Genomic DNA, 26,307 nt, shown 5'->3' on the forward strand with positions numbered 1-26,307 from the left:
CCTCCTGGAAAATTACCGCCACGAATGGCATATGAAGGTGATATTCCGGATATATGTCCTCGTCTCCCGATGCCGGCGACCGGGCGGCGCCCCGGTTCCTCACCCGCGTGATGGGGTCGCTGGCCGCGGCCCTCGGCGTGTTCCTGCTGGCGTTCGGGGCCGTCGCCGCCGGTCTCTCCCTCATCCTCCTCGGCGGGGGTGCGGTCGCGCTGGCCGATCGCCATCGCCGGTACGCGCGGCGGGTGGTGCCGATCGCCGCCGTGGTGATCGTCGCGATGACCGGGGACCTGATCCTCCCGCTGACCGGCCGGGGTGGCGCGGCCGGCGCGTTCCTGCTGCTGGCCGCCGCGCAGCTGCTGCTGCTGGGCGACCGGCACTGGACGGCGGCCGGGCAGGCGGCGGCGATCGGCGGCGGCATGATCGGCCTGCTCGCGATCTACGGACTGGTCGTCCCGGCGTCCGGGCCGGTCGGCACGCCCGCCGACCGGGCGCTGGGGCTGACCGCCGCCCTGGGAATCGTGGCCGTCGCGGTCGCCGCGCTGCCCGCACCGGCCGGTACCGGGTTGATCTGGGTGCTCGCCGACCACACGGAGAGTGCCAGGCTGACCCGCCGGACGCTGGTGGCGGCCCTGGTCGCGCTGCCGCTGACGGCGCGGCTGATCACGGCCGGCCGGTACGGCCCGCAGCTCGAGGCCGCCCTGCTGGTCGTCGCGAACGCCGGGATCATCGTCGTCGTCGGGCTGGTCACCGGCTCCCGCGCGGCCCGGATGGAGCGGGCCGGCGCCGCCGCCCGGGCCGCGCCGGCGGACACCGGGCCGCAGCGCGACCCGGCCGCGTTCTCGATCAAAGGGCCGGACGGTGAGACCGGCGAGATGACCCCGGCGCGGGCCGCCGCCGAGGCGCAGGCCCAGTCGTACGCGCAGCTCGCCGGGATCGTGTTGGCCTCCAACGACGCGATCGTCAGCAAGACCCTGGACGGCACGATCCTCACCTGGAACCCGGGCGCACGGCGGCTCTACGGCTACACCGCCGAGGAGATGATCGGCCGGGACGTCACCGTGATCCTGCCGCCGGACCGGCCGGACGAGGAGAAGCGCCTGCTCGCCCGGGTCCGGGCCGGCGAGCTGATCAAACACCACGAGACCCGGCGGGTACGCCGCGACGGCACCACCATCTACGTCTCGCTGAGCATGGCGCCGATCCGCGACCCGGACGACATGATCGTGGGCGCCTCGACCATCTCGCACGACATCACCGCCGAGGTGGAGGCCGAGCGGCGGCTGCGCTTCGAGCGCGAGCAGTTCCAGACCATCATGACCGCGGCCAGCGACCCGTTCGTCAGCATGGACCACAACGGCCTGATCACCGAGTGGAACCGGCAGGCCGAGCAGGCCTTCGGCTGGAGCCGGCAGCAGGTGCTCGGCCGGCACGTGGTGGACACCGTCGTGCCCCGCCGGTACGCCGCGGCGCTGGACCGGGTGCTCGAGGGCCGCTGGACCTGGCTGCTCGACCGGCCGATCGAGATGGACGCCGTCCGCGCCGACGGCACCGAGTTCCCGATCGAGCTGACCATGTGGCGGATCCGCCGGGACGGCCCGTCCACCTTCCACGCGTTCGCCCGCGACATCAGCGCCCGCCGGCAGACCGAGCAGGCCCTGGCGCAGGCCCGGGACCAGGCGGTCGAGACGGCCCGGCTGAAGTCGCAGTTCCTGGCCTCGATGAGCCACGAGATCCGGACGCCGATGAACGGCGTGATCGGCCTGTCCGGCCTGCTGCTGGGCACCGAGCTCAGCGAGACCCAGCGCCGGTACGCGCACGGCATCAACAGCGCCGGCGTGGCCCTGCTCGCAGTGATCAACGACGTGCTGAACTTCTCCAAACTGGAGGCTGGGAAGGTGCCACTGGAACGAGCCGACTTCGAGATCTGGCGGCTGCTCGACGAGGTGGTCGGCCTCGTCGCCCACGCGTCCGGGGCCAAGGAGCTGACCGTGTCCCCGCACTGCCACCCCGATCTGGCCGGCCCGGTCAGCGGCGACGCCGGCAAACTGCGTCAGGTGCTGCTCAACCTGATCGGCAACGCGGTCAAGTTCACCGGCGACGGTGGTGCCGTGACGATCACCGCGGGCCCGGCCGAGGGCGACTTCCCGCCCGGCAGCGTCCCGGTCCGCTTCGAGGTCTCCGACACCGGCATCGGCATCGACCCGGACCAGCAGGCCCGCCTGTTCGAGCCGTTCGTCCAGGCCGACGCCGGCACCACCCGGCGGTTCGGCGGCACCGGGCTGGGCCTGGCGATCAGCCAGGAGCTGGTCGGGATGCTGGGCGGGGAGATCGGCCTGACCAGCGCGGCCGGCCAGGGCAGCACGTTCTGGTTCACCGCGGCGCTGTGGCCGGCCGTGGCGGACGCCGACTCCCCGCACCGGCACGCGCTCGGCGAGCTGCGGGTGCTGCTGATGGCCGGCGCCGACACCGCGGTGATCGCCGAGCAGCTGGAGACCTGGGTCGCCGGGACCACCGCCGCCGCGGACGAGACCGCCGCGGTCGGTGCGCTGACCGCCGCCGCCGAGGCCGGCCGGCCGTTCGACGTGGCCGTCGTGGACGACCCGGCGCTGGTGCCGATGATCGTCGCCGACCCGGCCCTGCCCGCCCCGAAGCTGGTGCTGATCGGCGGCGGGACCGGCCGGTCGGCCGGGTTCCATGCGGTGCTGTCCCGGCCGGTGCGCCGGTCCGAGCTGCTCGACGCGCTGGCCGGCCTGTTCACCGCGCCCGCCGACGAGCGCGCGGCGCGCGCCGCCCGGTCGCCGGCCGGTCACGGGCGCGTGCTGCTGGTCGAGGACAACGAGATCAACCAGACGGTGGCGTCGGGCATCCTGGCCAACCTGGGCTTCACCACGGACGTCGCCGGCAACGGCCGGGAAGCGGTCGAGAAGGCGGCCGGCCGGGACTACCGGGCGATCTTCATGGACTGCCTGATGCCGGAGATGGACGGCTATGAGGCGACCGCCGCGATCCGCCGCGCCGAGGGGACCGGCCGGCACGTGCCGATCATCGCGATGACCGCGGGCGCGCTGCCCGAGGACCGCGAGCGCTGCCTGGCCGCCGGCATGGACGATCATCTGACCAAGCCGCTGATGCCGGCCACCGTCGGCGCGGCGCTGGAACGGTGGGTGCAGGTGCCGGACGTGCGGCGGGAGATCCGGGAGCGGCTCGACATGCTCGGCGGCGCGGGCGGGCCGCTCGGGCCGGCCGAGCTGTCCGGGCTGCTGCGCAAGCTCAGCGCGCACGCACCCGGCCACGTGGAGGAGATCCATCAGGCGGTCGCGATGGACGACCCGGCCCGGCTGCGCGACCAGGCCCATCAGCTCAAGGGGGTGGCGGCCAACCTCGGCGCGCGGGAGCTGGCGGCGGTCTGCGAGCGGCTGGAACAGGCCGCCCGCGACTCGGATCTGGACGCGGCGATCGAGCCGCTCGCCGAGCTGCGCCCGCGCACCCGGGAGATGCTGGCCGCGGTCGAGGAGATCCTGTCCGGCCTGGACCCGGCCCGGACGGCGGAGAGCGACCCGGCAGCTCCGCCCGGCGGTCGCGGCACGGGCGCGACCAGCGACGGCGATCGCGTGGTGCGGCCGGGACCGGGCTGATCCTCGTACGGTATGGGCCTTGGTCTTTTGCTCCTCGGCCGCTCTCCTATGGTGGTGGTCATGGCAGATGATCCGGTCGAGGGTTTCGCGGGGCTGGGGTTGCGGGCGGAGCTGTTGCGCGCACTGACCGTGCTGGGCTATGAGGAGCCGACGCCGATCCAGCGCGAGGCGATCCCGCCGCTGGTCGCCGGGCACGACCTGGTGGGGCAGGCGGCCACCGGCACCGGCAAGACGGCCGCGTTCGCGCTGCCGGTGCTGCAGGTGCTGACCGGCGGGCGGGAGGACGGCGGCCCGCAGGCGCTGGTGCTCGTGCCCACCCGGGAACTGGCCGAGCAGGTCTCGCAGGCGGTCCACCGGTACGGCCGGGAGCTGGGCGTGCGGGTGCTGCCGGTGTACGGCGGGCAGCCGATCGGACGGCAGCTGCAGGCCCTGCGGCGCGGGGTGGACGTGGTCGTCGGCACGCCGGGCCGGGTCCTCGACCACATCGAGCGGGAGACGCTGCGGCTCGGCGACGTGCGCACGGTCGTGCTCGACGAGGCCGACGAGATGCTGGACATGGGCTTCGCCGAGGACATCGAGGCGATCCTGGCCGAGACGCCGGCCGAGCGGCAGACGGTGTTGTTCTCGGCGACGATGCCGCCCCGGATCGACAGCATCGCCCGCCGGCACCTGCGCGACCCGGTGCGGATCACGATGGGCCGCAAGGCGGTGTCGCCGGACGAGCTGCCGCTGGTCCGGCAGAGCGCCTACCTGGTCGCCCGCGCGCACCGGACGGCCGCCCTGGGCCGGATCCTGGACGTGGAGGCGCCCACCGCGGCGATCGTCTTCTGCCGCACCCGCGAGGAGGTCGACCAGGTCACCGAGGCGCTCAACGGGCGCGGGTACCGGGCCGAGGCGCTGCACGGCGGGATGAGCCAGGACCAGCGCGACCGGGTGATGGGCCGGCTGCGCGCCGGCAGCACCGAGCTGCTGGTCGCGACCGACGTGGCGGCGCGCGGCCTGGACGTGGAGCAGCTGACGCACGTCATCAACTTCAACGTGCCGGCGGCGCCGGAGGCGTACGTGCACCGGATCGGCCGGGTGGGCCGGGCCGGGCGGGAGGGCTGCGCGATCACCCTGGCCGAGCCGCGGGAACAGCGGATGCTGAAGGCGATCGAGCGGCTCACCGGGCAGCGCATCACCCTCGAGAAGCTGCCGACCGTGACGGACCTGCGGGCGAGGCGGCTGGAGCTGACCCGGGCGGCGCTGCAGAGCAGCCTGGAGACCGACGACCTGGAGCGCTACCGGGTCGTCCTGGACTCGCTCACCGGCGAGTTCGATGTGGAGGACATCGCCCTGGCGGCGGTGCGGCTGCTGCACGAGGCGGCCGGCGGCGACGCCGACGAGAAGGAGATCCCGTCGCCGGCGCCGGTTCCGGATGCGGATCGGTCGCAGCGCGGCGCCCGGGGGAAGGCGCGGGCGACGGAGTCCGGGGTGACCCGGCTGTTCTTCGGGATCGGGCGGCAGGCGGGCGTGCGGCCGCAGGACCTGGTGGGTGCGATCGCCGGGGAGTCCGGGATCAGCGCCCGCGAGATCGGAGCCATCCAGATCACCGACCGGTTCTCGCTGGTGGAGGTCCCCGCGTCCGCCGCCGACGCGATCATCCTGGCGATGCGCCGCAGCACGATCCGCGGCCGTCGGCCCACGGTGCGACGGGAGCGCTTCACGCCCCGCTGACCCGTCTGAGTGGGTACCCCCGAGGTATATACGCGGTGTATACCCTTGGGGTATGGTCGTCGGCATGAGTGTTCCCCTGACGCTGCTCGGGCTGCTCGAGCGGCAGCCCAGCCACGGCTACGACCTGAAGCGCGACTACGACCTCTGGTTCGGCCACGGCCGGTCGCTGCCGTTCGGGCAGGTCTACTCGACGCTGGGCCGGCTCGCCCGGGACGGCAAGGTGGTGATGGACGAGGTGACCCCCGGTGAGGGGCCGGAGCGCAAGCGCTACGTGATCACCGAGGTCGGCGCCACCGAGGTCGACACCTGGCTGACCGAGCCGGTCGCCCCGGAGCCGCACCAGCAGACGGTGCTGTTCGCGAAGGTGGTGCTCGCCCTGATGCTGGACCGGCCCGCCGAGGAGTATCTGGACACCCAGCGCCGCGCCCACCTGGCCCGGATGCGGGAGCTCACCGAGACCAAGCGCACCGGCGGCCTGGTCGACGGCCTGCTCGCCGACCACGGGCTGTTCCACCTCGAGGCCGACCTGCGCTGGATCGACACCACCTCGGCCCGGCTCGACCAGCTGCGCGCGCAGGTGAAGCCGTGACCGCCGCGCTCGAGGCCCGCGGGGTGGCCCTGTCGTTCGGCGAGACCCCGGCGCTGCGCGGCGCCGACCTGACCGTGCAGGCCGGTGAGATCGTCGCGGTGATGGGGCCGAGCGGCTCCGGCAAGTCGACGCTGCTGCACTGCCTGGCCGGCATCCTGGCGCCGGACGCCGGCGAGATCCACGTGCTGGGGGAGCGGATCGACCGGCTGAGCGAGGCCCGCCGCAGCGAGCTGCGCCGCGACCGGTTCGGGTTCGTCTTCCAGTTCGGGCAGCTGGTACCGGAGCTCACCGCCGAGGAGAACGTCGCGCTGCCGTTGCTGCTGTCCGGCGTACGCCGCGAGCCGGCCCTGCGGCGGGCCCGGGAGTGGTTCGCCCGCCTCGGCCTGGACGGCCTGGAGAGGCGCCGCTCCGGCGAGCTCTCCGGCGGCCAGGCCCAGCGGGTCGCGCTGGCCCGCGGCCTGGTCGGCGAGCCGGCGGTGCTGTTCGCCGACGAGCCGACCGGCGCGCTCGACTCGCTCACCGGCGAGCAGGTGATGGACCTGCTGGTCGACTCGGCCCGGCGGCAGGGCGCTACGGTCGTGCTGGTCACCCACGACGCCCGGGTCGCGGCGTACGCGGACCGGGAGATCATGGTGCGCGACGGCCGGATCACCTCGCCCGCGGTGGCGTCGTGATCCGCCTCGGGATGCGGCTCGCGCTGACCGGCGGCCGGGCGGCGCTCGCCCGGCTGGCCCTGGTCGGCGGGGCGGTGGCGGTCGGGGTCGCCCTGCTGCTGTCCGTGCTGGCCGGCCTCAACGCCGTGCAGGCCCAGAACCTGCGGTACGCGTGGCTGAACAGCGCCGCCACCTCGGCGGCGACCGGCCCGGAGGCCTCGGACCCGGCCGGCTGGGCGCTGCGCGAGGACTACTTCGCCGGTCGGCGGATGGCCCGGATCGACATCGCGGCCACCGGCCCCGACGCGCCGGTCCCGCCCGGGATGACCCGGCTGCCCGCTCCCGGCGAGTACTACGTCTCCCCGGCCCTGTCGCGGCTGCTCGCCGCCACGCCGGCCGGCGAGCTCGGCGACCGGTTCCCCGGTCACCAGGCGGGCGTCATCGGCGACGCCGGGCTGGCCTCGCCGGACTCGCTGATCGCCGTGGTCGGGCGTACCCCGCAGGAGGTCGCCGGCATCAGGGGCGCCACCACGATCACCCGGATGGTCAGCGTCTCGCCGCGGGACTGCAGCGCCTGCTACGTGGGCACCGGCCGGGAGGGGATCACGCTGATCCTCTCGGTTGTGGCGGCCGCCATGCTGTTCCCCCTGCTGATGTTCATCGGCACCGCCACCCGGCTGGCCGCGGCCCGGCGCGAGCAGCGGTTCGCCGCGATGCGCCTGGTCGGCGCCACGCCGCGGCAGGTCTCGGCGATCGCCACGGTCGAGTCGACGGTCGCCGCGGTCGTCGGCACGCTGCTCGGCTTCGCGCTGTTCCCGCTGCTGCGGCTCGGCCTCGAGCGGATCACCTTCACCGGGGAGCGGTTCTTCCTCGGTGACCTCTCGCTGACCTGGGCCAACGTGCTGCTGATCGGGATCGGGGTGCCGCTGGGCGCAGCGGTGGCCGCCCGCGCCGCGCTGCGCCGGGTGCGGATCACCCCGCTCGGCGTCGCCCGGCGGGTCACCCCCCGGCCGCCGCGCGCCTGGCGGCTGATTCCGGTCCTGGCCGGGCTGGGCGAGCTGGCCTGGTTCGTCGGCCGCCGGCCGCAGACCACGAACGGCCAGACCTGGGCGTACCTCGGCGGCATCTTCCTCACCATGATCGGGCTGGTCATCGCGGGGCCCTACCTGACGATGGTGGGCTCCCGGGTGCTGGCTCGGCTGGCCCGGCGGCCCGCGACGCTGATCGCCGGGCGGCGGCTCGCGGACGACCCGCGCGCGGGGTTCCGCGCGGTCAGCGGCCTGATGCTGGCGCTCTTCGTGACCAGCGTCGCGACCGGCGTGATCACCTCGATCGTGGCGTACCGGGGCGAGACGCCGGCCGGCACCGCGGCCTACGACAACCTGTCCATCGGCTGGTACCCGGAGAACGGGGAGAAGCTGCCGGGCCCGGACACGGCCATCCCGGCCGGGCTGGCCACCACCCCGGGCGTGCGGGACGTGCTGGTGGTCCGCTACCAGGGACAACTCGGGAATCTGCCCACCGGCGCAATCGGCTGCGCCGAGCTGGCCGAGCACCCGGAGCTGGGCCAGTGCGCGCCGGGAGAGCTGGTGGGGTCGGTCTACGCCGACCTGTCGCGCCCCGACTTCGGCCCGGCGTACTACGAGCCGTCGCCGCTGACCCCCGCCGAGCTGGCCGGCAAGCCGCTGCAATCGATCGTGGTGCTCACCGACGGGTCGCGGGCCGCGATCGAGCGCTCCCGCACGGTGCTCGAGGCCGCCTTCCCGACCGGCTATCTCCCGGCCACCGAGAACGAGTGGCGCAGCGACTTCGCCCGCACGCTGGTGCAGTGGCAGCGCCTGGCCGACGTGGTGATCGTGGCGAGCCTGGTGATCGCCGGATGCAGCCTCGCGGTCAGCCTGGCCGGCGGGATCAACGAGCGGAAACGGCCGTTCGCCCTGCTGCGGCTCACCGGGGCGCGGCTCGCCGAGCTGCGCCGGGTGATCACGCTGGAGAGCGCGGTGCCGCTGCTGGCCGTCTCGGTGGTGGCGATCGCCGCCGGGTTCACCGCGGCCGCGTTCTTCCTGCGATCCCAGCTGCAGTACGACCTGAAGGCGCCCGGCGCAACGTACTACGTGATGGTCGCGCTCGGCCTCGGTTTCTCGCTGGCGCTGATCGCCTCCACCATGCCGCTGCTCAAGCGGGTCACCGCGCCCGCGACGGCCCGCAACGACTGAGCAGCCGCCGCGCCCTCGGCGGCCCGCAACGACTGAGCAGCCGGCGGGCTGAAGCGGGTCGCCGCGCCCCCGGCGGCCCGCAACGACTAAGCACCCGGCGGTTTGCACAAGTCGCCGGGTCCGCGACCGAATGTGCGGTCGTGCGAACCGAACTGCTTCTCGACCAGGCCGGCGATCTGCTGCATCGCGGGCAGGCCGGTCAGGCCGTAACGATGCTCGCCCCGTTCGTCGGCGAGCAGCCCGGCAACGTCGACGCCTGGCTGCTGCTGGCCCGCGCTCATGTCGAGCTGGGCCGCCCGGCCGTCGCGCTGGACTGCGCCCAGGCCGCGCTGCGTCTCGACCCGCACAGCGTCGAGCCGCTGTACTGGGTGAGCGCCGCGTACACCGCGACCGGCCGGCACGAGCCGGCGATCGCCGCGGCGAGCCGGGCCTGTGTCGAGGACCCGGGCAACCCGCGGCTGATCGAGCGGCACGGCCGGGCCCTGCTCGCGGCCGGCCGACTCACCAAGGCCGAGCGGGTTCTCGCGGCCGGCGTGGAGTTCGCCCACTACGACCCGGGGCTGCATGTCGCGTACGGGATGGCCTTGTTCGCGGGCGGCCGCCCGCTGAGCGCCCGGGAGGCGTACGGCCGCGCGGTCGCGATCGATCCCGGCTACCTGCCGGCGAAGGCGCAGCTGGACCTGCTGGCGGAGGCCGAGCGGCGGATCGTCGACGCCGAGACGCTGATCGAGGTGACCGACGAGTACGCCGAGTCGCTGCGGGTACCGGCCGGCGGCCATCGCCCGGCCACGGCCGGCCGCGGCGCGCTCGCCCACGTGGCCACCGTCGCGGTCGCGGTCTGCCTGGCCGCGGTGCTCGGCCTGGCCGTGCTGGGCCGGCTGGCCCCGGGCGACGTACCGGTCTCGCTGACCCTCGGCGTGCTGTGCGCGGCCGGTTCGGCGGCCTGCGCCGCCGCGCTGATCCGCCGCCGTCGTCCTTCTTGACTCGTTCCAGGATCGTTTCAGGATCGCTTCAGCACTGTTGGTCATGCTCCCCGCGACGGCGCGGCACACCGCCGCGCCGCTAGGGGGAACACGCGCATGCGCAGAATCACCATGCTCAGGTCGGCGGCGATCGGCTCGGCCGTGGCCGCCGTGCTGGCCATGACCGCGGGGCCGGCCCGCGCCGACGCCGTGCCGCAGCTGACCGCGTTCTCGGTGTCCACCGCGGCGGTCGATGTCACCAACGCCGCCGCGCAGATCACCGTGACCATGACGGTCAGCGACCCGGACGCCACCGGCGTCGGGAGCGGCTCGGTCACCGCCTACAGCCCGCTCCCGGTACCGACCCACCCCTCGGGCGGGCAGCTCGTGCAGGTCGGCGGCACCGCCACGAACACCCGATACCGTGCCGACATCACCCTGCCCGCGGGCACGGCGCTCGACTACCAAATGATCATCACCTTCCGGCCGGCCGGCGAGGCCGCGGTCGACCTGCAGTCCCAGCTGGTCGCCTCGGGCTGGGCCAACCACACGATCACCTCGGTCACCGCCGTCCCGGACGCGCCGGTGAACTTCACCTTCCGCCGGGACATCGGCCGCGGCGGCCGGATCATCAAGGTCAACTGGGCCGAGCCGGAGCCCGGCCGGCCGATCGCGACCGGCGCGACGGTCACCAGCAGCGGCTGCGGCATCGCGGAGAGCATCACGTACAACAGCGTCTGGTTCATCGGCCCGCCCGCCGACACCACGACCTGCACGGTGACCGTGCGCGTCACCAACAGTGCCGGCGCCTCGCCGCCGACCACCGCATCGGCCACGCTCTGAAAGGGATATCGATCATGAACAACCGATTCCTGCGGCGTGCGGCGGTCGCCGTGCCGGCCGCGGGGGCCGCGCTCGCGCTGGCCGCGCCGGCGCTCGCCGCGCCGGCCTGGGTGATCACGCCGATCCCGAGCCCGGCCGACGGCCTGCTGAACGCCGTCACCGCCCGCACCGCCACCGACGCCTGGGCGGTCGGCGTCTTCCCCGGCCCGAACGACGACGACGGCGGGGTCATGCTCGCCGAGCACTGGAACGGCACGGCGTGGACGCAGACGCCGACCCCGAACATCGTCCGCGTCGACGAGATCCTCAACGCGGTGTCCGCCTCGTCGGCCACCGACGTGTGGGCGGTCGGGTCGCAGAACCCGACGGGCGCCGCCCATCACGACCCGATCACCGCGCACTACGACGGCACCGCCTGGACCATCGTGCCGACCCCGGCCACCACGGGCGGGTCCAAGTCGATCCTGTTCGGCGTTGCCGACCTCGCCCCGAACAACGTGTGGGCGGTCGGCCGCAGCGAGGGCAACCGGGCCCTGCTCGAGCACTGGACCGGCTCGGCCTGGTCGATCGTCACGGCGCCGGTGCCGTCGGTGCCGGCCGGCGAGACCTTCGTCGGAACCACCCTGAACGCGGTCTCGGCGCGATCCGCGACCGACATCTGGGCGGTCGGCTACACCCAGGCGGCCAAGGGCACGGCCAGCATCAAGTACAACCTGACCATGCATTTCAACGGCACGTCCTGGACGGTCGTGCCGAGCCCGAACCCGGCCGTACGCAGCCCGCTCAACGGGGTGCAGCAGCAGCTCAACGGGGTCGTTGCGAGCTCCGCGAACGACGCCTGGGCGGTCGGGAACACCGTCGACACGGTCAGCGGCAGCTTCCAGCCGAACGGGCCGGTCGCGATGCACTGGAACGGCACGGCGTGGTCGCTGGCGACCCTGCCGGCCGGCGTCACCACGCGGTTGTCCGCGGTGAGCGCCAACTCGTCCGGCACGGTCTGGGCGGACGGCGACGGCGCGATCCTGCGCTTCAACGGCGCCACCTGGACGACCGAGACGGTCCCCGGCACGCCGATCCTGCGGGGCATCGCCGCGGTGCCCGGCACGGCCACCGAGGCCTTCGCGGCCGGGTCCGCAACGGGCCCGTACGTGGCGCACCACCAGTAGAAGGCAGCGGCGTACCGGGTGGCGGCCCGGTACGCCGCTCTACTGCAGTTTCCGCAGCAATCGCCCTAGTTCATCCCGCTCGGTCGGCGTGAGCCCGGCGAAGAACTGCTCGCCCTCGTTGCGGCGCGCAGCGCGGATCGCCTCGGCCGTCTCCCGGCCCTTGCCGGTGAGAACGAGCAGCGTCGCCCGGCGGTCATCGGGGTCGGGACGCCGTTCCGCCAGCCCGCGCGAAGCAAGATCGTCGGCGACCTCGGTCGCCGACCGGGCCGCGATCCGCAGATGCTCGGCGAGCCCGCTCAGCCGCATGTCACCGTGCCGGGACAGCACGCTCAGCGCCCGGCCCAGCGAGGGGGACAGGTCCCACGGCTCGAGCGCGGCCTTCGTCCGGTGGCGCAATCGGTGCGCCACCGACCAGAACGCCTCGGAGAGGGTCGCGTCGTCCACCGGAATACGGTAGCAGGACTTGCTGTTGTTCCCTCATGATGAGGTAACCTCAGTAAACCCCTACCGAGAGAAGGCGCCCTTGCCGAGGCCCGAACGCAAACTCACCCCGGCCGAGAAGAAGCAGGCGAGCGAGGTCTCGCTGCGTCGCATCGGCGGCCTGTTCACCGGCCACCGCTGGTCCCTGTCCCTGGTCGTCCTGATCATCGTGGCCTCCTCGATCATCAGCATGGCCTCCCCGTTCCTGCTGCGCGCCGTGATCGACCGCGCGCTCCCGCACGCCGACCTGACGTTGCTGGTCTGGCTGGTGCTCGGCATGGTCGCCGTCGCCGCCGTGACCGCCGCCCTCGGCGTCGTCCAGACCTGGATCTCCACCTCCGTCGGCCAGCAGGTCATGCACCGGCTGCGCGCCGACGTCTTCACCCACCTGCAGCGGCAGTCGATCGGGTTCTTCACCCGCACCCGCACCGGCGAGGTGCAGTCGCGCATCACCAACGACATCGGCGGCATGGAGGCGGTGGTCACCTCCACCGCCACCTCGATCGCCGCGAACCTCACCACCGCGATCGCCACCCTCGTCGCCATGGCCGCCCTGTCCTGGCAGCTCTCCCTGGTCTCGCTCGCCGTGCTGCCGCCGGCGATCTGGCTCTCCCGGCGGGTCGCCCGGATGCGCCGGGAGATCACCGCGCAGCGCCAGCGCGAGCTGGCCGACCTCAACGTCACCATCGAGGAGGGCCTGTCGATCAGCGGCGTCCAGCTGTCCAAGACCATGGGCACCGCGCCGGCCCTGATCGACCGGTTCACCGCCTCCTCCCGTCGCCTGATCGACCTCGAGCTGCGCTCCGAGCTGGCCGGCCGCTGGCGGATGGCGTCGATGAGCATCGTCTTCGCGGCCATCCCGGCGGTCATCTACCTGGCGGCCGGCCTGCCGTTCAGCCACCTGTCGATCGGCACCCTGGTCGCGTTCACCGCGCTGCAGGCCGGGCTGTTCCGGCCCCTGCTGGGCCTGATGAGCGTCGGTGTCCAGCTGACCAGCTCGCTCGCGCTGTTCGCGCGCATCTTCGAGTACCTCGACCTGCCGGTCGAGATCCAGGAGCCGGCCCAGCCCACCCCGATGAAAAACCCGCGAGGCCACCTGCGCTTCGAGGACGTGACCTTCGCGTACGGGGGAAGCGAGATCGCCGCCGTGGCGGGAGTGACGCTCGACGTGCCGGCCGGCACCTCCCTGGCCCTGGTCGGCGAGACCGGCTCGGGCAAGAGCACGATCGCCGCACTGATCGCCCGCCTCTACGACCCCACCGCCGGCCGGGTCACCATCGACGGCGTCGACCTGCGCGAGATGTCCCTGGCCGACGTCGCGTCCATCGTCGGCGTGGTCAGCCAGGAGACCTACCTGCTGCACACCTCCGTCCGGGAGAACCTGCGCTACGCCCGCCCGGACGCCACCGACGAGCAGATCGAGGCCGCCGCCCGGGCCGCCCGGATCCACGACGTGATCGCCGCGCTGCCGGACGGCTACGACACCACGGTGGGCTCCCGCGGCCACCGCTTCTCCGGCGGCGAGAAGCAGCGCATCGCGATCGCCCGGACGCTGCTGCGCGACCCCCGCATCCTGGTGCTCGACGAGGCGACCAGCGCCCTGGACAACCGGACCGAGCGGGCCGTGCAGCGCGCCTTCGACGAGCTGTCCCGCGGCCGCACCACGGTCACCATCGCGCACCGGCTGTCGACGATCCGCGACGCCGACCAGATCGTGCTGGTCGACCGCGGCCGGGTCGTGGAGTCCGGTACGCACGACGCTCTGGTCGGCGCCGGCGGTCGCTACGCGGCTTTGGCCGCCTGATCCCTCATCCGGCCGGGCCATTTGCCGATACTCGCTGCACGACCCTCCGCTTCCCCCCAGCTGGAAAGGATCCGCCGATGGCGCAGACCATCCGGGACATGCCGGTCCGCTCCGACGGCTGGCGTCCCACCGACCCGGTCGTCGAAGGCATCATCAAGCGGGGCCTGGCCGACGCCGAGCACTCCGCGTCCCGCGACGGCGTCCGCGAGATCATGGCCGGCGCGGTCATCCTGGTCGTGCTGGCGGCGGGTCTGCTGAGGGCCGGCGCGTCGCCCGTGCTCGCCATTCTCCTGCCGGCGGCGCTGTTCATCGTCGGCGTCTACTACGTGGGCTCCCGGGCCGTGCCGGGCCCGGTCGACCACTCCCGGGCCCTGGACGTCGTGGTGGGCGGCCCCGGCAGCCTCCCGGCCGGCTACCTCGTGCACCCCGGCGCCTGGGTGGGCGGCATGGCCAAGTACGTCGCCTACGTCCCCGAGTCGCAGCTGCGCGCGGCCGCCGACATGTGCGCCAGCTTCCCGGGCACGGTCGACCGCCTGCTCCAATTCACCGGCAACATCGCCGCCCAGTTCCCGCCCCTGCCGCGCCCCGTCACGTCCGAGGTCGTGGTGCACCGGGCCAACGAGCTGGTCGAGACCGGCCTGCCGATGCTCCGGGCGTTCAACGAGACGCACCCGCAGGACAAGCCCGCCGGCAAGAAGGGTAAGAAGAAGTAACGCCCGGCCGTTACGGGGCGGTGTACCGGTCGTGGAAGACGACCTCGTCGAGGGGCCGGCGCTTCGGCTCGGCCCACCGGCCCCGGCTGGGATAGCCGAGCGGGATCAGCGCCATGGTGAGTGCGTCCTCGGGCAGGCCCAGCAGCTCCCGGGTCTCGGCCTCGTGCCCGGTGTGCAGCGTGGTCAGCGTCGACCCGATGCCGTAGGCGCGGGCCGCCAGCATCAGCTGCTGCGCCGCCCCGTAGATCGAGGCGCCCAGCCGCGGGTTGGTCGACCTGGCCGCGCCGAGCAGCACCGGGAAGATCCAGACCGGGGCGTCCTCGAGGTGGGCGGCCAGGTGGTCGCCGGCCCGGAAGTTGGCCGGGCCCAGGCCGTCGGCCGACTCGGGCTGGGCCAGCATGACCTCGCGGTGCACGCCGTACAGCTTCTCCCAGCCCTCCCGGTAGAAGGCGGCGATCCGCGCCTTGACCTCCGGGTCGCGCAGGACGATCCAGGCCCAGCGCTGGGTGTTGCCGCCGTTGGGCCCGCGGATCGCCGCGTCGAGCAGCTTGCGGACGATGTCGTCGCCGATCGGCTCGGGCGACAGGTAGCGGCGCGCCGGGGTGGAGTGCAGCGCCTCCAGGACGGTGATCTCCGATTCGGACATGGACCCACCCTAGACGGCGCCCTCACGGCTGGTAGCGGTAGCCCATTCCCGGCTCGGTGAGCAGGTGCCGCGGCCTGGTCGGGTCGTCCTCGAGCTTGCGCCGCAGCCGGGCCATGTACTGCCGCAGGTAGTTGGTCTCGGTGCCGTACCGCGGCCCCCACACCTCGTGCAGCAGCCGGCGCTGGGTGATCAGCTTGCCGGGGTTGCGCAGCAGCTGCTCGAGCAGCTGCCACTCGGTCGGGGTGAGCCGTTGATCGGGGGTGATCGTGTGATCGCTCAGGTCGATCGTGTACCGGCCGACCGTGGCGGTCACCACCGCCTCCTGCGGATGGACCCGGCGGGTCACCGCCCGGATCCGGGCCAGCAGCTCGTCCACCCCGAACGGTTTGGTCACGTAGTCGTCCGCGCCCGCGTCCAGCGCCGCCACCTTGTCGGTGCCCTCGGCCCGCCCGGACAGCACGATGATCGGCACGGTGCTCCAGCCGCGCAGCCCCCGGATCACCTCGGCGCCGTCCATGTCGGGCAGGCCGAGGTCGAGCACGATCAGGTCGGGCGGGTGCCCGGCCGCCGCGTGCAGCGCGCCCGCGCCGTCCGCGGCGACGTCCACGTCGTACCCGCGGGCGCGCAGGTTGATCCGCAGGGCCCGCAGGATCTGCGGATCGTCGTCGACGACGAGGACGCGGGTCATCCGGCCGCAACCCCCTTTCCGGGTACGGGCAGCGCCAGGATCATGGTGAGACCCCCGCCGGGCGTCTCGGCCGGGCGCAGCGTCCCGCCCATCGCCTCGGCGAGCCCGCGGGCGAGTGCGAGCCCGAGGCCGACCCCGTCGTGCGAGTGCCGGTCGCCGAGCCGCTGGAACGGCAGGAACACCTGCTCCCACTTGTCCGCGGGGATCCCCGGGCCGTGGTCGACCACCCGCAGCTCGACCAGGTTCCCGCAGGCCGCCCCGCCGATCTCCGGCGGCCTGCCGGCCGGCGAGTACCGCAGCGCGTTGCCGACCAGGTTGACCAGCACCCGGTCGAGCAGCCCCGGATCGGCCCGGACGGCCGGGAGGTCGTCGGGCAGCCGCACCGCGACGGTCCGCCCGGCGGCGCCCAGCTCGTCGAGGGCGCGCGGCAGCACCTCCTCCAGGCCCACGTCGGCCGGCGTGATCCCGAGCGCCCCCGCCTGCAGCCGGCTCATGTCGAGCAGGTTCGCGACCAGCCCGGCGAGCCGGTCGATCGACTCCTCGGCGGTGGCGAGCAGCTCGTCGCGGTCCTCCGGGTCGAACTCCACCTCGGGGCTGCGCAGCCCGGCGACGGCGGCCTTGGCCGAGGCGAGCGGGGTCCGCAGGTCGTGCCCGACGGCGGCGAGCAGCGCGGTGCGTACCCGGTCGCCCTCCGCCGCCACCATGAGCCGCTGCTGCCGCAGGGCCACCGCGGACTGGGCCGCGAAGGCCCGCACTATGCGCTGGTCGGCGGGGCTCAGCGGCGGGCCGCGCAGGACCAGGGTCACGCTCTGCCCGGCGGTGACCCGCAGCTGTTCGCCGGCCGGCTCGATGTCGCCGACCGTGGCCGCCGGCTGCCAGTCGTTGCCGACCCGCTCGAGCAGGGTGACCGAGGTGAGGCCGAAGGTGTCCCGGAGCTGGCGGAGCAGGGCGTGCAGCGGGTCGGCCGACCGCAGCACCGCCCCGGCGATCGTGGCGAGGGTGTGCGCCTCGGCCGCGGCCCGGCCGGCCTGCCGGGTGCGCCGGGCGGCCAGGTCGACGACCCAGGACACGGCCAGCGCGACCACCACGAACATCGCCACCGCGACCAGATCGGAGCGGGTCGCGATCGCGAGGGTGTGCAGCGGCGGCACGAAGAAGTAGTTGAGCAGCAGGACCCCGCCGACCGCCGCCACCAGCGCCGGCCACAGCCCGCCGACCAGGGCCACCCCGACGACCGCCGCCAGCAGCAGCGGGATGCTCCCGGTCAGGTCCAGCCCGGTGGCGTGCGCGACCAGCGCGAGCAGCGGCGGCCCGGCCACGGCGAGCCCGAACCCGGCGAGCTGCCGCCGCCGCGACAGGGGGCCGCCGGGCGCGGACATCAGTCGTGCGGGCCGACGGCCGTGACCGTCACCGCCGCCGCGCCGATCTCGTCCGAGGCCGCCAGGTCGACCGTCGCCGAGATGCCCCAGTCGTGGTCGCCGTCCGGGTCCTCGAAGACCTGCCGCACCGTCCACATCGCCGGACCCACGTCGAGGTGCAGGAACGCCGGCCCGCGCGCGGCCGGGCCGGTGCCGATCTCGTCGTACTCGTCGAAGTACGGCGCCATCGCGTCGGCCCAGGCGTCGCGGTCCCAGCCGGCCTCCGCGTCCAGCTCGCCCAGCTCGTCCCAGCGGCGCAGCGCGGCCAGCTCGACCCGGCGGAAGAGCGCGTTGCGGACCAGCACCCGGAACGCCCGCGCGTTGCGGGTGACGGCCGGCGGCTTGTCGTCCAGGCGTACCTCTTCGGGCTGGTCGGCCGGATTGCGCAGGCGTTCCCACTCGTCGAGCAGGCTGGAGTCGACCTGCCGGACCAGCTCGCCGAGCCACTCGATCAGGTCGGTAAGCTCCTCGGTGCGGGCGTCCTCGGGCACGGTCTGCCGCAGCGCCCGGTACGCGTCGGCGAGATAGCGCAGCACCAGGCCCTCCGAGCGGGACAGCCCGTAGAACGACACGTACTCGGTGAAGGTCATCGCCCGCTCGTACATGTCCCGTACGACACTCTTGGGTTTGATCTCGTAGTCGGCGACCCACGGGTGGCCGCGCCGGTAGGTCTCGTAGGCGCCCTCCAGCAGGTCGAGCAGCGGGCGCGGGTGGGTGACCTCCTCGAGCAGCTCCATCCGCTGCTCGTACTCGATGCCCTCGGCCTTCATCGCGCCGACCGCCTCGCCGCGGGCCTTGGTGCGCTGCGCGGACAGCACCTGCCGCGGGTCCTCGAGGGTCGCCTCGATCACCGACACCACGTCGAGCGGGTAGTCCGGCGCCTCCCGGTCGAGCAGCTCCAGGCAGGCGAGGGCGAACGGGGAGAGGGCCTGGTTCAGCGCGAAGTCCAGCTGGAGATCCTCGACCAGCCGGTAGACCCCGTCCCCCGTACGCTCGATCACGCCCCCGGCGACCAGGGCCCGCGCGATGGCGATCGCCCGGCGGATGTGCCGTCGCTGGGCGCCCGGCTCCTCGTGGTTGTCGGTGAGCAGGTGCCGCATCGCGGCGAACGGGTCGCCGCCGCGCGCGATCACGTTGAGCAGCATCGCGTGCGACACCTGGAACGAGCTGGTCAGTGGCTCGGGGTCGGCGGCGACGAGCCGGTCGAAGGTGGGCTGGCCCCAGCCGATCGTGCCCTCCGGCGGCTTCTTGCGGACCACCTTGCGCCGCTTCTTCGGGTCGTCGCCGGCCTTGGCCAGGGCACGCTCGTTGTCGATGACGTGCTCGGGCGCCTGCACGATGACCGTGCCGAGGGTGTCGAACCCGGCCCGGCCGGCCCGGCCGGCGATCTGGTGGAACTCGCGGGCCTTCAGCAGGCGGGTCTTCACACCGTCGTACTTGGACAACCCGGTGAACAGCACCGTCCGGATCGGCACGTTGATGCCGACGCCGAGCGTGTCGGTCCCGCAGATCACCTTGAGCAGCCCGGCCTGCGCGAGGGTCTCCACCAGCCGGCGGTATTTCGGCAGCATGCCGGCGTGGTGCACGCCGATCCCGTGCCGCACCAGCCGGGACAGCTGCCGGCCGAAGCCCGCGGTGAACCGGAAGTTGCCGATGGCCGCGGCGATCGCGTCCTTCTCGGCGCGGGTCGCCATGTTGACGCTGGTCAGGGCCTGCGCGCGGTCCAGGGCGGCGGCCTGGGTGAAGTGCACGATGTAGACCGGGGCCTGGTGCGTCTGCAGCAGCTCCTCGATCGTCTCGTGCAGCGGCGTCATCGCGTACGAGAAGATCAGCGGAACCGGCCGCTCGACGCTGGCCACGACGGCGGTCTCCCGCCCGGTGCGCCGGCTGAGGTCGTCGACGAAGCGGCTGGTGTCGCCGAGCGTGGCCGACATCAGCAGGAACTGGGCCTGCGGCAGCTCGATCAGCGGCACCTGCCAGGCCCAGCCGCGGTCCGGCTCGGCGTAGAAGTGGAACTCGTCCATCACCACCAGGCCGACGTCGGCGTCGGCGCCCTCGCGCAGCGCCAGGTTGGCGAGGACCTCGGCGGTGCAGCAGATGATCGGCGCGTCCGGGTTGACGCTGGCGTCGCCGGTGAGCATGCCGACGTTGTGCGCCCCGAACGCCGCGCACAGCGCGAAGAACTTCTCGCTGACCAGCGCCTTGATCGGCGCGGTGTAGAAGGTGGTGCGCTCGCCGGCGAGCGCGATGAAGTGCGCGCCGGTGGCGACCAGGCTCTTGCCGGAGCCGGTCGGGGTGTTGAGGATGACGTTCGCCCCGGTGGCGAGCTCGATGAGCGCCTCCTCCTGGTGGGTGTACAGGGCGAGGCCCTGCTCGGTGGCCCACTTCTGGAAGGCGTCGAAGACCGCGTCCGGCTCGGCCGTGCCCGGCAGGCGATCCGTCAACGTCATGCTGTTCAACCCCTGGTGTTCTGGTCCGGCTTTCACCCCGGAACAGTACGCGGGCAAGGTCGTCGGGGACCTTCCGGGCGTTTCCCGTCCGGTCAGGTGCGGGGCCACTGGGCGAGACGCGTCCGTAATTCGGTGATTTGCGGCGCGTTCAGGCCGTACAGCGCAAATCGGGCGTCGTCCAGCCGGTCCAGGTAGCGTCCCGCGTCCGCGACGTCCTCGGGGTCGATGGCCGGGTCGGCGCGCGCGGCCAGCTCGAGCAGGCGGGGCAGGGGATAGATCTCCAGCGCCGCCGCCACGTCGATGTAGTCGCGGACCTCACGCCGGTTGACCAGTGCCGCGACCTTGGTGGCGACCAGGTCGTCCAGGTGCATGACCGGCCCGACGTCCATCACCACCGGCGCCCGCTGCCGGTCGAGCCGGCACAACGTGAGCCGCAGCGCCTGCCCGTCCCGGCTGACCACGAATTCCTGCAGGTCCTCGTCCATCCCGGCGAACAGCTCGTCGCCCTCCTCGCGCACCACCCGGTAGCCGGCCGTGGTGAGCGCCGCGGTCACCTCGCCGGCCGCCGCGGCGACCCCGCCGGCCGTGTCGGTGAACAGGTCGACGTCCTCGGTCGGGCGGGCCACCAGGCCGTTGACCAGCCACGCGACCCCGCCGCCGAGGACGAAGCCGTGCTCGGCGGCGACTGTCAGCGCGACCTTGGCGACGTCCCGGTAGAAGGTCTCGAAGCTCACCGAGCGTGGCGCAGGCGCGGGTGCCGGGCCTCCCATGCGGCCCGCACGGCGCGGGGAAGGTTCAGCTGCGGCCACACCCGGACCAGGGTGGGACCGTCCAGATAGGTCTGCAGCTCGGTGACCCGGATCGCCTCGCGCAGCACGTTCTCGTACATCCACGCCAGCATCGTCGGCTGGCACAGGTCGAACGTGCCCCGCGGACCCCACCACAGCCGCAGCGGCAGCTCGACCAGCCCGCGGGTGGGCCCGGTCAGCTCGGCGAGGGTGCCCGCGACCAGGACCGGCCGGTGCGGCCGGGCGAGGTGGACGACCGGTGCGTCGCGGGTCGGGACGGGCATGTGATCAGCGTAAACCGACAACCCGCCCGAACCACAAACACCTAGGTTCCTAGGATGCTGTACGCGAGGTGCCCGGGGTCTCGCCGGTTGCGGGAACGGGTCACGCTGGGCCCATGACGGCAACGCGTCGGCAGGTGGTGACGACCGGGCTGGTGGTGGCCTTCGTGACCCTGGCGTCCGGGCTCGTCAGCGTGCTGGTGGCGTCGCGGGTGCTGTGGGTGCTGGTCTTCGCGGCCGTCTGCTACCCGGCGTTGCGCGCCACACACCGGGAGGCGCCGGGCTTTGACGCCCCGCGCAGGCAAGGCACCGGCCGGGGAAGCGAGGCGCGGGCCCCGCAGCCGTGGCGAGCCGAGGTGGTCGCCGGGGTGGTCAGCGTGCTGGGCTGCCTGCTGCTGGTGCCGTTCGTGCCTGGCGGCCTGGCTCCGTACCTGCTGGCCGCCGCGGTGGTGCTGGTCGTCTACCTGCTCAGCGCGTGGTGGTTCGGCTGAGGATGCGCCGCCCCTCGTCGGTGAAGCCGCGGCCGCGGTAGATGGCGAACAGGTGGGACACGTCCTGCCCGTTCGGGGCGATGACGATCTCCAGCTGCGCGGCACCGAGCTCGGTGGCCCAGCGAGCGCTGTCCTCGATCAGTTCGGCGGCCAGCCCCCGGCGGCGGAAGGCGGGCGCCACGTAGAGGTCCTCCAGCTCGGCGATCAGCCCGTTCTCCAGGCCGTACGAGGAGGTGGAGAGCGCGAACGCCACGATCGTCCCGCCCTCCTCGATCACGGCCGCGTGCGCCGCCGCGCTGCCCAGCAGGTGCGACAGGTGCTCGGCGAGCTTCTCCCGGGGCGTGGTGAAGCCGTCCTCGGCGTAGAAGTCCACCGCCAGCGCAAGGATCGCCGAGTGGTCGGCGGCGTCGGCGGTGCGCAGGCGGCTCATGCGGTTGACGACTCCCGTCTCCGTACGCGGTGCGGCTGTTGATCGATATGGGTCAGAGGTCGAGCGCGGTGGCGTCGATCTCGCCCAGCTCCTCGGCGGTGAGCACCAGGTTGTCCAGGGCGGCGACGTTGTTCTCCAGCTGGGCGACGCTGCTCGCGCCGATGATCAGGCTGGTCATCCGCTCGTCGCGCAGCGCCCACGCCAGGGCCATCTGGGCCAGGGACTGGCCGCGGCGCTTGGCGAGGTCGTTCAGCGCGTGGATCCGGGCCATCGTGCGGTTGTCCAGGTCGCTCTCGTTGAGGAAGACGCTGGTGCGCACGCGCGAGTCGCCGGGGATGCCGCCCAGGTAACGGTCGGTGAGCAGGCCCTGCTGGAGCGGGCTGAACGCGATGCAGCCGGCCCCGGCCACCTCGAGCTCGCCGAGCAGGTTGTCCCGCTCGATCCAGCGGTTGAGGATCGAGTACGAGGGCTGGTGGATCAGCAGCGGGGTGCCCAGGTCGCGCAGGATCGCGGCGGCGCGGGTGGTCTGCTCGGCCGAGTAGTTGCTGATCCCGACGTAGAGGGCCTTGCCGGCGCGGACGACGGCGTCCAGCGCGGCCATCGTCTCCTCGAGCGGCGTGGCCGGGTCGGGCCGGTGGTGGTAGAAGATGTCGACGTAGTCCAGCCCGAGCCGGGTGAGCGACTGGTCGAGCGAGCTGACCAGGTATTTGCGGGAGCCCCACTCGCCGTACGGGCCGTCCCACATCAGGTAGCCGGCCTTGGTCGAGACGACCAGCTCGTCCCGGTAGGGCTTCAGGTCGGTGGCGAGCAGCCGGCCGAAGTTGCTCTCCGCGCTGCCCGGCGGCGGCCCGTAGTTGTTGGCCAGGTCGAAGTGGGTGACGCCGAGGTCGAAGGCGCGCCGGACGATCTCGCGCTGCCGGTCGAACGGGCGGCCGTCGCCGAAGTTGTGCCACAGGCCGAGCGAGATTGCCGGGAGCCGCAGGCCGCTGCGGCCGGCCCGCCGGTAGGTCATCGAGTCGTAGCGGTTCCCCGCGGGGGTGTAGGTCACAACCACACCCTAGAGACACCTGTTTGAAACGTTGTCACTGGTAGCTTGGTCGGCAGCCATGCGGGAGAGTCCGCCGGCCCCCGTTTCCCGACGGGTGGCTGGGTGGCGCCGAAGGGGCAAATCCTCCCCGGAACCTCTCAGGCAAACGGACCGCGTGGGCAAGCGACTCTGAAGTGCTCCGTCCCACCGGGGACGGGGTATGACAGAGGGGGAGGCCGCCTTGTCGACCTTCCGCCTCTGGCTTGGAGCCGCCATGACGTTCGCATCCCGGCACATCGGTCCGGATCCTGACGAGCAGACCCACATGCTCAAGACCATCGGGTACGCGTCGCTGGACGCCCTGATGGACGCCGCGATCCCGGAGGTGATCCGCTGGCACGGCACGCTGTCGCTGCCGCCGGCCGCTTCCGAGCAGGAGACGATCGCCGAGCTGCGGTCGATCGCGGCGAAGAACACGGTGGCCACGCCGATGATCGGCCTCGGCTACTACGGCACCCTGACCCCCGCGGTGATCAAGCGGAACGTGCTGGAGAACCCGTCCTGGTACACCGCGTACACGCCGTACCAGCCGGAGATCAGCCAGGGCCGCCTGGAGGCGCTGCTCAACTTCCAGACCATGGTCACCGACCTCACCGGGCTCACCACCGCCAACGCCTCGATGCTCGACGAGGGGACCGCGGTGGCCGAGGCGATGACGCTCGCGCGGCGTTCCTCGAAGAGCAAGTCGTCCGTGTACGCCGTGGACGCCGACACGCTGCCGCAGACGTTGTCCGTTCTGCGCACCCGGGCGGAGCCGCTGGGGATCACGGTCGCGCTCGTTGACCTTTCCGAGGGTGTCTCTTCGCTTCCGGCCGAGTATTTCGGGCTTCACCTGCAATATCCGGGCGCGTCAGGCGCGGTGCGCGATATTTCGGACTTCGTTTCGGCCGCCCACGGCGTCGGGGCGCTGGTCACCGTGGCGGCCGACCTGCTCGCGCTGACGCTGCTGCGGCCGCCGGGCGAGTTCGGGGCGGACATCGCGGCCGGCACCACCCAGCGGTTCGGGGTGCCGCTCGGCTTCGGCGGGCCGCACGCCGGTTACCTCGCCGTCCGGGCCGGGCTCGAGCGCTCGCTGCCGGGCCGGCTGGTCGGCGTCTCCAAGGACGCGGACGGCGCGCCCGCGTACCGGCTCGCGCTGCAGACCCGGGAGCAGCACATCCGCCGGGAGAAGGCGACCAGCAACATCTGCACCGCCCAGGTGCTGCTGGCCGTGATGGCCTCCATGTACGCCGTCTACCACGGTCCCGACGGGTTGCGCGCGATCGCCAGGCGGGTGCACCAGCACGCCCTGACCATCGCCGGCAGCCTCGCCGCCGGCGGGGTGACCGTCGCGCACCGGGCGTTCTTCGACACGGTGACCGCGGTCGTGCCCGGCCGGGCCGCCGCCGTGGTCGCCGCGGCCGCCGAGGCCGGGATCGACCTGCGCCTGGTCTCCTCGGACGAGGTGTCGGTCGCCTGCGACGAGACCACCACCGAGGCGCACGTCGCCGCGGTCCTCGCCGCCTTCGGGGTCGCGCTCGCGCCGGCCGCCGAATGCGGGGCGAAGTCGCTCGGCCGCACCGGCGACTTCCTCACCCACCCGGTCTTCCGGACCCACCACTCGGAGACGAGCATGCTGCGCTACCTGCGCAAGCTCGCCGACCGGGACTACGCGCTGGACCGCGGCATGATCCCGCTGGGCTCCTGCACGATGAAGCTCAACGCGACCACCGAGATGGAGCCGGTGACCTGGCCGGAGTTCGCCGACATCCACCCGTACGCCCCGGCGTCACAGACGGTCGGCTACGAGCACCTGATCGCGCAGCTGGAGGCGTGGCTGGCCGAGATCACCGGGTACGACGCGGTGAGCGTGCAGCCGAACGCGGGCTCGCAGGGTGAGCTGGCGGGTCTGCTGGCGATCCGCGGGTATCACCGGTCGCGCGGTGAGGTGCACCGGGACGTCTGCCTGATTCCGTCGAGCGCGCACGGGACGAACGCGGCCAGTGCCGTGATGGCCGGCATGCGGGTCGTGGTGGTCGCCTGCGACTCCCTGGGGAACGTGGATCTCGACGACCTGGACGCCAAGATCGCGGCACACGCCTCCTCGCTCGCGGCGATCATGGTGACCTACCCGTCGACGCACGGCGTGTATGAGACGTCCATTTCCGACTTGTGCGCGAAGGTGCACGAGGCCGGCGGCCAGGTGTACGTCGACGGCGCCAACCTGAACGCGCTGGTCGGCTTCGCCCGGCCGGGCAAGTTCGGCGCCGACGTGTCGCACCTGAACCTGCACAAGACCTTCTGCATCCCGCACGGCGGCGGCGGTCCCGGCGTCGGCCCGGTCGCGGTCCGCGCCCACCTCGCCGGCTTCCTGCCCGGCAACCCGGTGCTGCCCGGCGACCACCACGCGGTGTCCGCGGCCCCGCACGGCTCGGCCGGCATCCTGCCGATCTCGTGGGCGTACCTGCGGATGATGGGCCCGGACGGCCTGGCCGCGGCGACCGGCGTGGCGGTGCTGACGGCCAACTACGTCGCGGCCCGGCTGCGCGACCATTACCCGGTCCTCTACGCCGGCAACAACGGCCTGGTCGCCCACGAGTGCATCCTCGACCTGCGCCCGCTCACCAAGGCGACCGGCGTCTCGGTCGACGACGTGGCCAAGCGCCTGATCGACTACGGCTTCCACGCGCCGACGATGTCGTTCCCGGTGGCCGGCACGCTCATGGTCGAGCCGACCGAGAGCGAGGACCTGACCGAGCTGGACCGCTTCTGCGACGCGATGATCGCCATCAAGGCCGAGATCGACCAGGTGGCGGCCGGCGTCTGGCCGGCGTCGGACAACCCCCTGGCCAACGCGCCGCACACCGCGGCGGCGGTGACGGCCGACGAGTGGGCGCACCCGTACTCGCGGACGGTCGCGGCGTACCCGTCGGGCGTCGACCGCGCGGCCAAGTACTGGCCGCCGGTCCGCCGCATCGACGGCGCGTACGGCGACCGGAACCTGGTCTGCTCCTGCCCGTCGCCCGAGGCGTTCGAGGACTGACATTCGCGTTTCGGCAGGTCAGCGACCACCCTTGAGGAGCACTTGAGGGTGGTCGCTCACCCTCTACCTCAGGTTGAGGGTTAGGGCGACCGGGGGCGGAGTCACCGCTGAGTTGGGGCGCGCTCGGCTGAGCGCAGGCGCGCTCGGTCGGCCACGGGCGTGCTCAGGCTGAGTTGGGGGCGCGCTCGGGTCGGCCGCGGGCGCGCTCGGCTGAGCGCAAGCGCGCTCG

The 26,307-nt window shown here is 73.2% G+C and carries 21 protein-coding genes and 1 riboswitch; of the genes, 12 read left to right on the forward strand and 9 right to left on the reverse strand.

Annotation, left to right across the window (positions count from 1 at the left end; translation table 11 throughout):
* The first annotated feature begins 53 nt into the window (after positions 1-53).
* The 8 genes from ODJ79_RS01795 to ODJ79_RS01830 all read left to right on the forward strand — a co-directional run bounded on the left by ODJ79_RS01795 (position 54) and on the right by ODJ79_RS01830 (position 11,780).
* A complete protein-coding gene (locus ODJ79_RS01795) occupies positions 54-3,635 on the forward strand; it encodes a PAS domain-containing hybrid sensor histidine kinase/response regulator (RefSeq protein ID WP_263021502.1) in 3,582 nt (1,193 codons plus the stop codon).
* A gap of 60 nt (positions 3,636-3,695) precedes the next feature.
* Complete coding sequence (locus ODJ79_RS01800) at positions 3,696-5,351, forward strand: DEAD/DEAH box helicase (RefSeq protein ID WP_263021503.1); 1,656 nt, start codon at positions 3,696-3,698, stop codon at positions 5,349-5,351.
* Positions 5,352-5,415: 64 nt separating this feature from the next.
* Entirely contained in the window at positions 5,416-5,940 is a 525-nt protein-coding gene (locus ODJ79_RS01805; RefSeq protein ID WP_263021504.1) for a PadR family transcriptional regulator, read from the forward strand.
* Positions 5,937-6,614 carry an ABC transporter ATP-binding protein gene (locus tag ODJ79_RS01810; RefSeq protein WP_263021505.1) on the forward strand — a complete coding sequence of 226 codons (678 nt, stop codon included), beginning with the start codon at positions 5,937-5,939 and terminating at the stop codon, positions 6,612-6,614. The genes ODJ79_RS01805 and ODJ79_RS01810 overlap by 4 nt, the downstream gene beginning before the upstream one ends.
* The gene (locus ODJ79_RS01815; protein ID WP_263021506.1) at positions 6,611-8,809 is read left to right on the forward strand and encodes an FtsX-like permease family protein; all 2,199 of its coding nucleotides are present in this window, start codon (positions 6,611-6,613) and stop codon (positions 8,807-8,809) included. The genes ODJ79_RS01810 and ODJ79_RS01815 overlap by 4 nt, the downstream gene beginning before the upstream one ends.
* A gap of 140 nt (positions 8,810-8,949) precedes the next feature.
* Complete coding sequence (locus ODJ79_RS01820) at positions 8,950-9,792, forward strand: tetratricopeptide repeat protein (protein WP_263021507.1); 843 nt, start codon at positions 8,950-8,952, stop codon at positions 9,790-9,792.
* Positions 9,793-9,888: 96 nt separating this feature from the next.
* Positions 9,889-10,614, forward strand: coding sequence for a hypothetical protein (locus tag ODJ79_RS01825; RefSeq protein ID WP_263021508.1), 726 nt, complete (start codon positions 9,889-9,891; stop codon positions 10,612-10,614).
* 14 nt (positions 10,615-10,628) lie between these two features.
* Positions 10,629-11,780, forward strand: a complete 1,152-nt coding sequence (locus ODJ79_RS01830; protein WP_263021509.1) for a hypothetical protein — start codon at positions 10,629-10,631, stop codon at positions 11,778-11,780.
* 39 nt (positions 11,781-11,819) lie between these two features.
* Here ODJ79_RS01830 and ODJ79_RS01835 read toward each other — a convergent pair whose 3' ends face one another.
* On the reverse strand, positions 11,820-12,224 hold the full coding sequence (locus ODJ79_RS01835) for a MarR family winged helix-turn-helix transcriptional regulator (RefSeq protein ID WP_263021510.1): 405 nt from the start codon (positions 12,222-12,224) through the stop codon (positions 11,820-11,822).
* A 79-nt stretch (positions 12,225-12,303) separates the two neighbouring features.
* Here ODJ79_RS01835 and ODJ79_RS01840 point away from each other — a divergent pair, with 79 nt between their 5' ends.
* Both ODJ79_RS01840 and ODJ79_RS01845 read left to right on the forward strand, forming a co-directional pair.
* Positions 12,304-14,064, forward strand: coding sequence for an ABC transporter ATP-binding protein (locus ODJ79_RS01840; RefSeq protein ID WP_263021511.1), 1,761 nt, complete (start codon positions 12,304-12,306; stop codon positions 14,062-14,064).
* Positions 14,065-14,141: 77 nt separating this feature from the next.
* Entirely contained in the window at positions 14,142-14,777 is a 636-nt protein-coding gene (locus tag ODJ79_RS01845) for a hypothetical protein (RefSeq protein WP_263021512.1), read from the forward strand.
* Positions 14,778-14,787: 10 nt separating this feature from the next.
* Here ODJ79_RS01845 and ODJ79_RS01850 read toward each other — a convergent pair whose 3' ends face one another.
* The 6 genes from ODJ79_RS01850 to ODJ79_RS01875 form a co-directional block, all read right to left on the reverse strand.
* Positions 14,788-15,423 (reverse strand): nitroreductase family protein, encoded by a 636-nt coding sequence (locus tag ODJ79_RS01850; RefSeq protein ID WP_263021513.1) that lies wholly within the window; start codon positions 15,421-15,423, stop codon positions 14,788-14,790.
* Positions 15,424-15,445: 22 nt separating this feature from the next.
* Entirely contained in the window at positions 15,446-16,111 is a 666-nt protein-coding gene (locus ODJ79_RS01855; RefSeq protein WP_263021514.1) for a response regulator, read from the reverse strand.
* Positions 16,108-17,490: a DUF4118 domain-containing protein gene (locus ODJ79_RS01860; RefSeq protein WP_317620626.1), complete on the reverse strand. Its 1,383-nt coding sequence runs from the start codon at positions 17,488-17,490 to the stop codon at positions 16,108-16,110. Before ODJ79_RS01860 ends, ODJ79_RS01855 begins: the two co-directional genes overlap by 4 nt.
* On the reverse strand, positions 17,490-19,979 hold the full coding sequence (locus tag ODJ79_RS01865; protein WP_263021515.1) for a DEAD/DEAH box helicase: 2,490 nt from the start codon (positions 19,977-19,979) through the stop codon (positions 17,490-17,492). The genes ODJ79_RS01860 and ODJ79_RS01865 overlap by 1 nt, the downstream gene beginning before the upstream one ends.
* A gap of 92 nt (positions 19,980-20,071) precedes the next feature.
* Positions 20,072-20,713, reverse strand: a complete 642-nt coding sequence (locus ODJ79_RS01870; RefSeq protein ID WP_411267246.1) for a nucleotidyl transferase AbiEii/AbiGii toxin family protein — start codon at positions 20,711-20,713, stop codon at positions 20,072-20,074.
* Positions 20,710-21,051, reverse strand: a complete 342-nt coding sequence (locus tag ODJ79_RS01875; protein ID WP_263021517.1) for a hypothetical protein — start codon at positions 21,049-21,051, stop codon at positions 20,710-20,712. The genes ODJ79_RS01870 and ODJ79_RS01875 overlap by 4 nt, the downstream gene beginning before the upstream one ends.
* A 113-nt stretch (positions 21,052-21,164) precedes the next feature.
* Here ODJ79_RS01875 and ODJ79_RS01880 point away from each other — a divergent pair, with 113 nt between their 5' ends.
* The gene (locus ODJ79_RS01880) at positions 21,165-21,539 is read left to right on the forward strand and encodes a hypothetical protein (RefSeq protein ID WP_263021518.1); all 375 of its coding nucleotides are present in this window, start codon (positions 21,165-21,167) and stop codon (positions 21,537-21,539) included.
* Here ODJ79_RS01880 and ODJ79_RS01885 read toward each other — a convergent pair.
* Together ODJ79_RS01885 and mgrA are read right to left on the reverse strand one after the other, a co-directional pair.
* The gene (locus ODJ79_RS01885; protein WP_263021519.1) at positions 21,517-21,969 is read right to left on the reverse strand and encodes a GNAT family N-acetyltransferase; all 453 of its coding nucleotides are present in this window, start codon (positions 21,967-21,969) and stop codon (positions 21,517-21,519) included. The genes ODJ79_RS01880 and ODJ79_RS01885 overlap by 23 nt on opposite strands.
* A 52-nt stretch (positions 21,970-22,021) precedes the next feature.
* Positions 22,022-23,017, reverse strand: a complete 996-nt coding sequence (mgrA, locus tag ODJ79_RS01890; protein WP_411267247.1) for an L-glyceraldehyde 3-phosphate reductase — start codon at positions 23,015-23,017, stop codon at positions 22,022-22,024.
* Positions 23,018-23,068: 51 nt separating this feature from the next.
* Positions 23,069-23,180, forward strand: a riboswitch (glycine riboswitch).
* Positions 23,181-23,270: 90 nt separating this feature from the next.
* On the opposite strand from mgrA, the gene gcvP reads away from it, so the two are divergent.
* Positions 23,271-26,078: an aminomethyl-transferring glycine dehydrogenase gene (gene gcvP / locus ODJ79_RS01895; RefSeq protein WP_263021521.1), complete on the forward strand. Its 2,808-nt coding sequence runs from the start codon at positions 23,271-23,273 to the stop codon at positions 26,076-26,078.
* The last annotated feature ends 229 nt before the right edge of the window (positions 26,079-26,307 follow it).

This window comes from Actinoplanes sp. KI2 (assembly GCF_025630775.1).
Taxonomy (GTDB): Bacteria; Actinomycetota; Actinomycetes; order Mycobacteriales; family Micromonosporaceae; genus Actinoplanes.

Excerpts from the sequence above, each read along its gene's own strand:
- ODJ79_RS01795 (WP_263021502.1), top strand. The coding sequence starts at position 54 with ATGTCCTCGTCTCCCGATGCCGGCGACCGGGCGGCGCCCCGGTTCCTC.
- ODJ79_RS01800 (WP_263021503.1), top strand. The coding sequence starts at position 3,696 with ATGGCAGATGATCCGGTCGAGGGTTTCGCGGGGCTGGGGTTGCGGGCG.
- ODJ79_RS01805 (WP_263021504.1), top strand. The coding sequence starts at position 5,416 with ATGAGTGTTCCCCTGACGCTGCTCGGGCTGCTCGAGCGGCAGCCCAGC.
- ODJ79_RS01825 (WP_263021508.1), top strand. The coding sequence starts at position 9,889 with ATGCGCAGAATCACCATGCTCAGGTCGGCGGCGATCGGCTCGGCCGTG.
- ODJ79_RS01830 (WP_263021509.1), top strand. The coding sequence starts at position 10,629 with ATGAACAACCGATTCCTGCGGCGTGCGGCGGTCGCCGTGCCGGCCGCG.
- ODJ79_RS01845 (WP_263021512.1), top strand. The coding sequence starts at position 14,142 with ATGGCGCAGACCATCCGGGACATGCCGGTCCGCTCCGACGGCTGGCGT.
- ODJ79_RS01850 (WP_263021513.1), bottom strand. The coding sequence starts at position 15,423 with ATGTCCGAATCGGAGATCACCGTCCTGGAGGCGCTGCACTCCACCCCG.
- ODJ79_RS01855 (WP_263021514.1), bottom strand. The coding sequence starts at position 16,111 with ATGACCCGCGTCCTCGTCGTCGACGACGATCCGCAGATCCTGCGGGCC.
- ODJ79_RS01860 (WP_317620626.1), bottom strand. The coding sequence starts at position 17,490 with ATGTCCGCGCCCGGCGGCCCCCTGTCGCGGCGGCGGCAGCTCGCCGGG.
- ODJ79_RS01865 (WP_263021515.1), bottom strand. The coding sequence starts at position 19,979 with ATGACGTTGACGGATCGCCTGCCGGGCACGGCCGAGCCGGACGCGGTC.
- ODJ79_RS01875 (WP_263021517.1), bottom strand. The coding sequence starts at position 21,051 with ATGCCCGTCCCGACCCGCGACGCACCGGTCGTCCACCTCGCCCGGCCG.
- ODJ79_RS01880 (WP_263021518.1), top strand. The coding sequence starts at position 21,165 with ATGACGGCAACGCGTCGGCAGGTGGTGACGACCGGGCTGGTGGTGGCC.
- ODJ79_RS01885 (WP_263021519.1), bottom strand. The coding sequence starts at position 21,969 with ATGAGCCGCCTGCGCACCGCCGACGCCGCCGACCACTCGGCGATCCTT.
- gcvP (WP_263021521.1), top strand. The coding sequence starts at position 23,271 with ATGACGTTCGCATCCCGGCACATCGGTCCGGATCCTGACGAGCAGACC.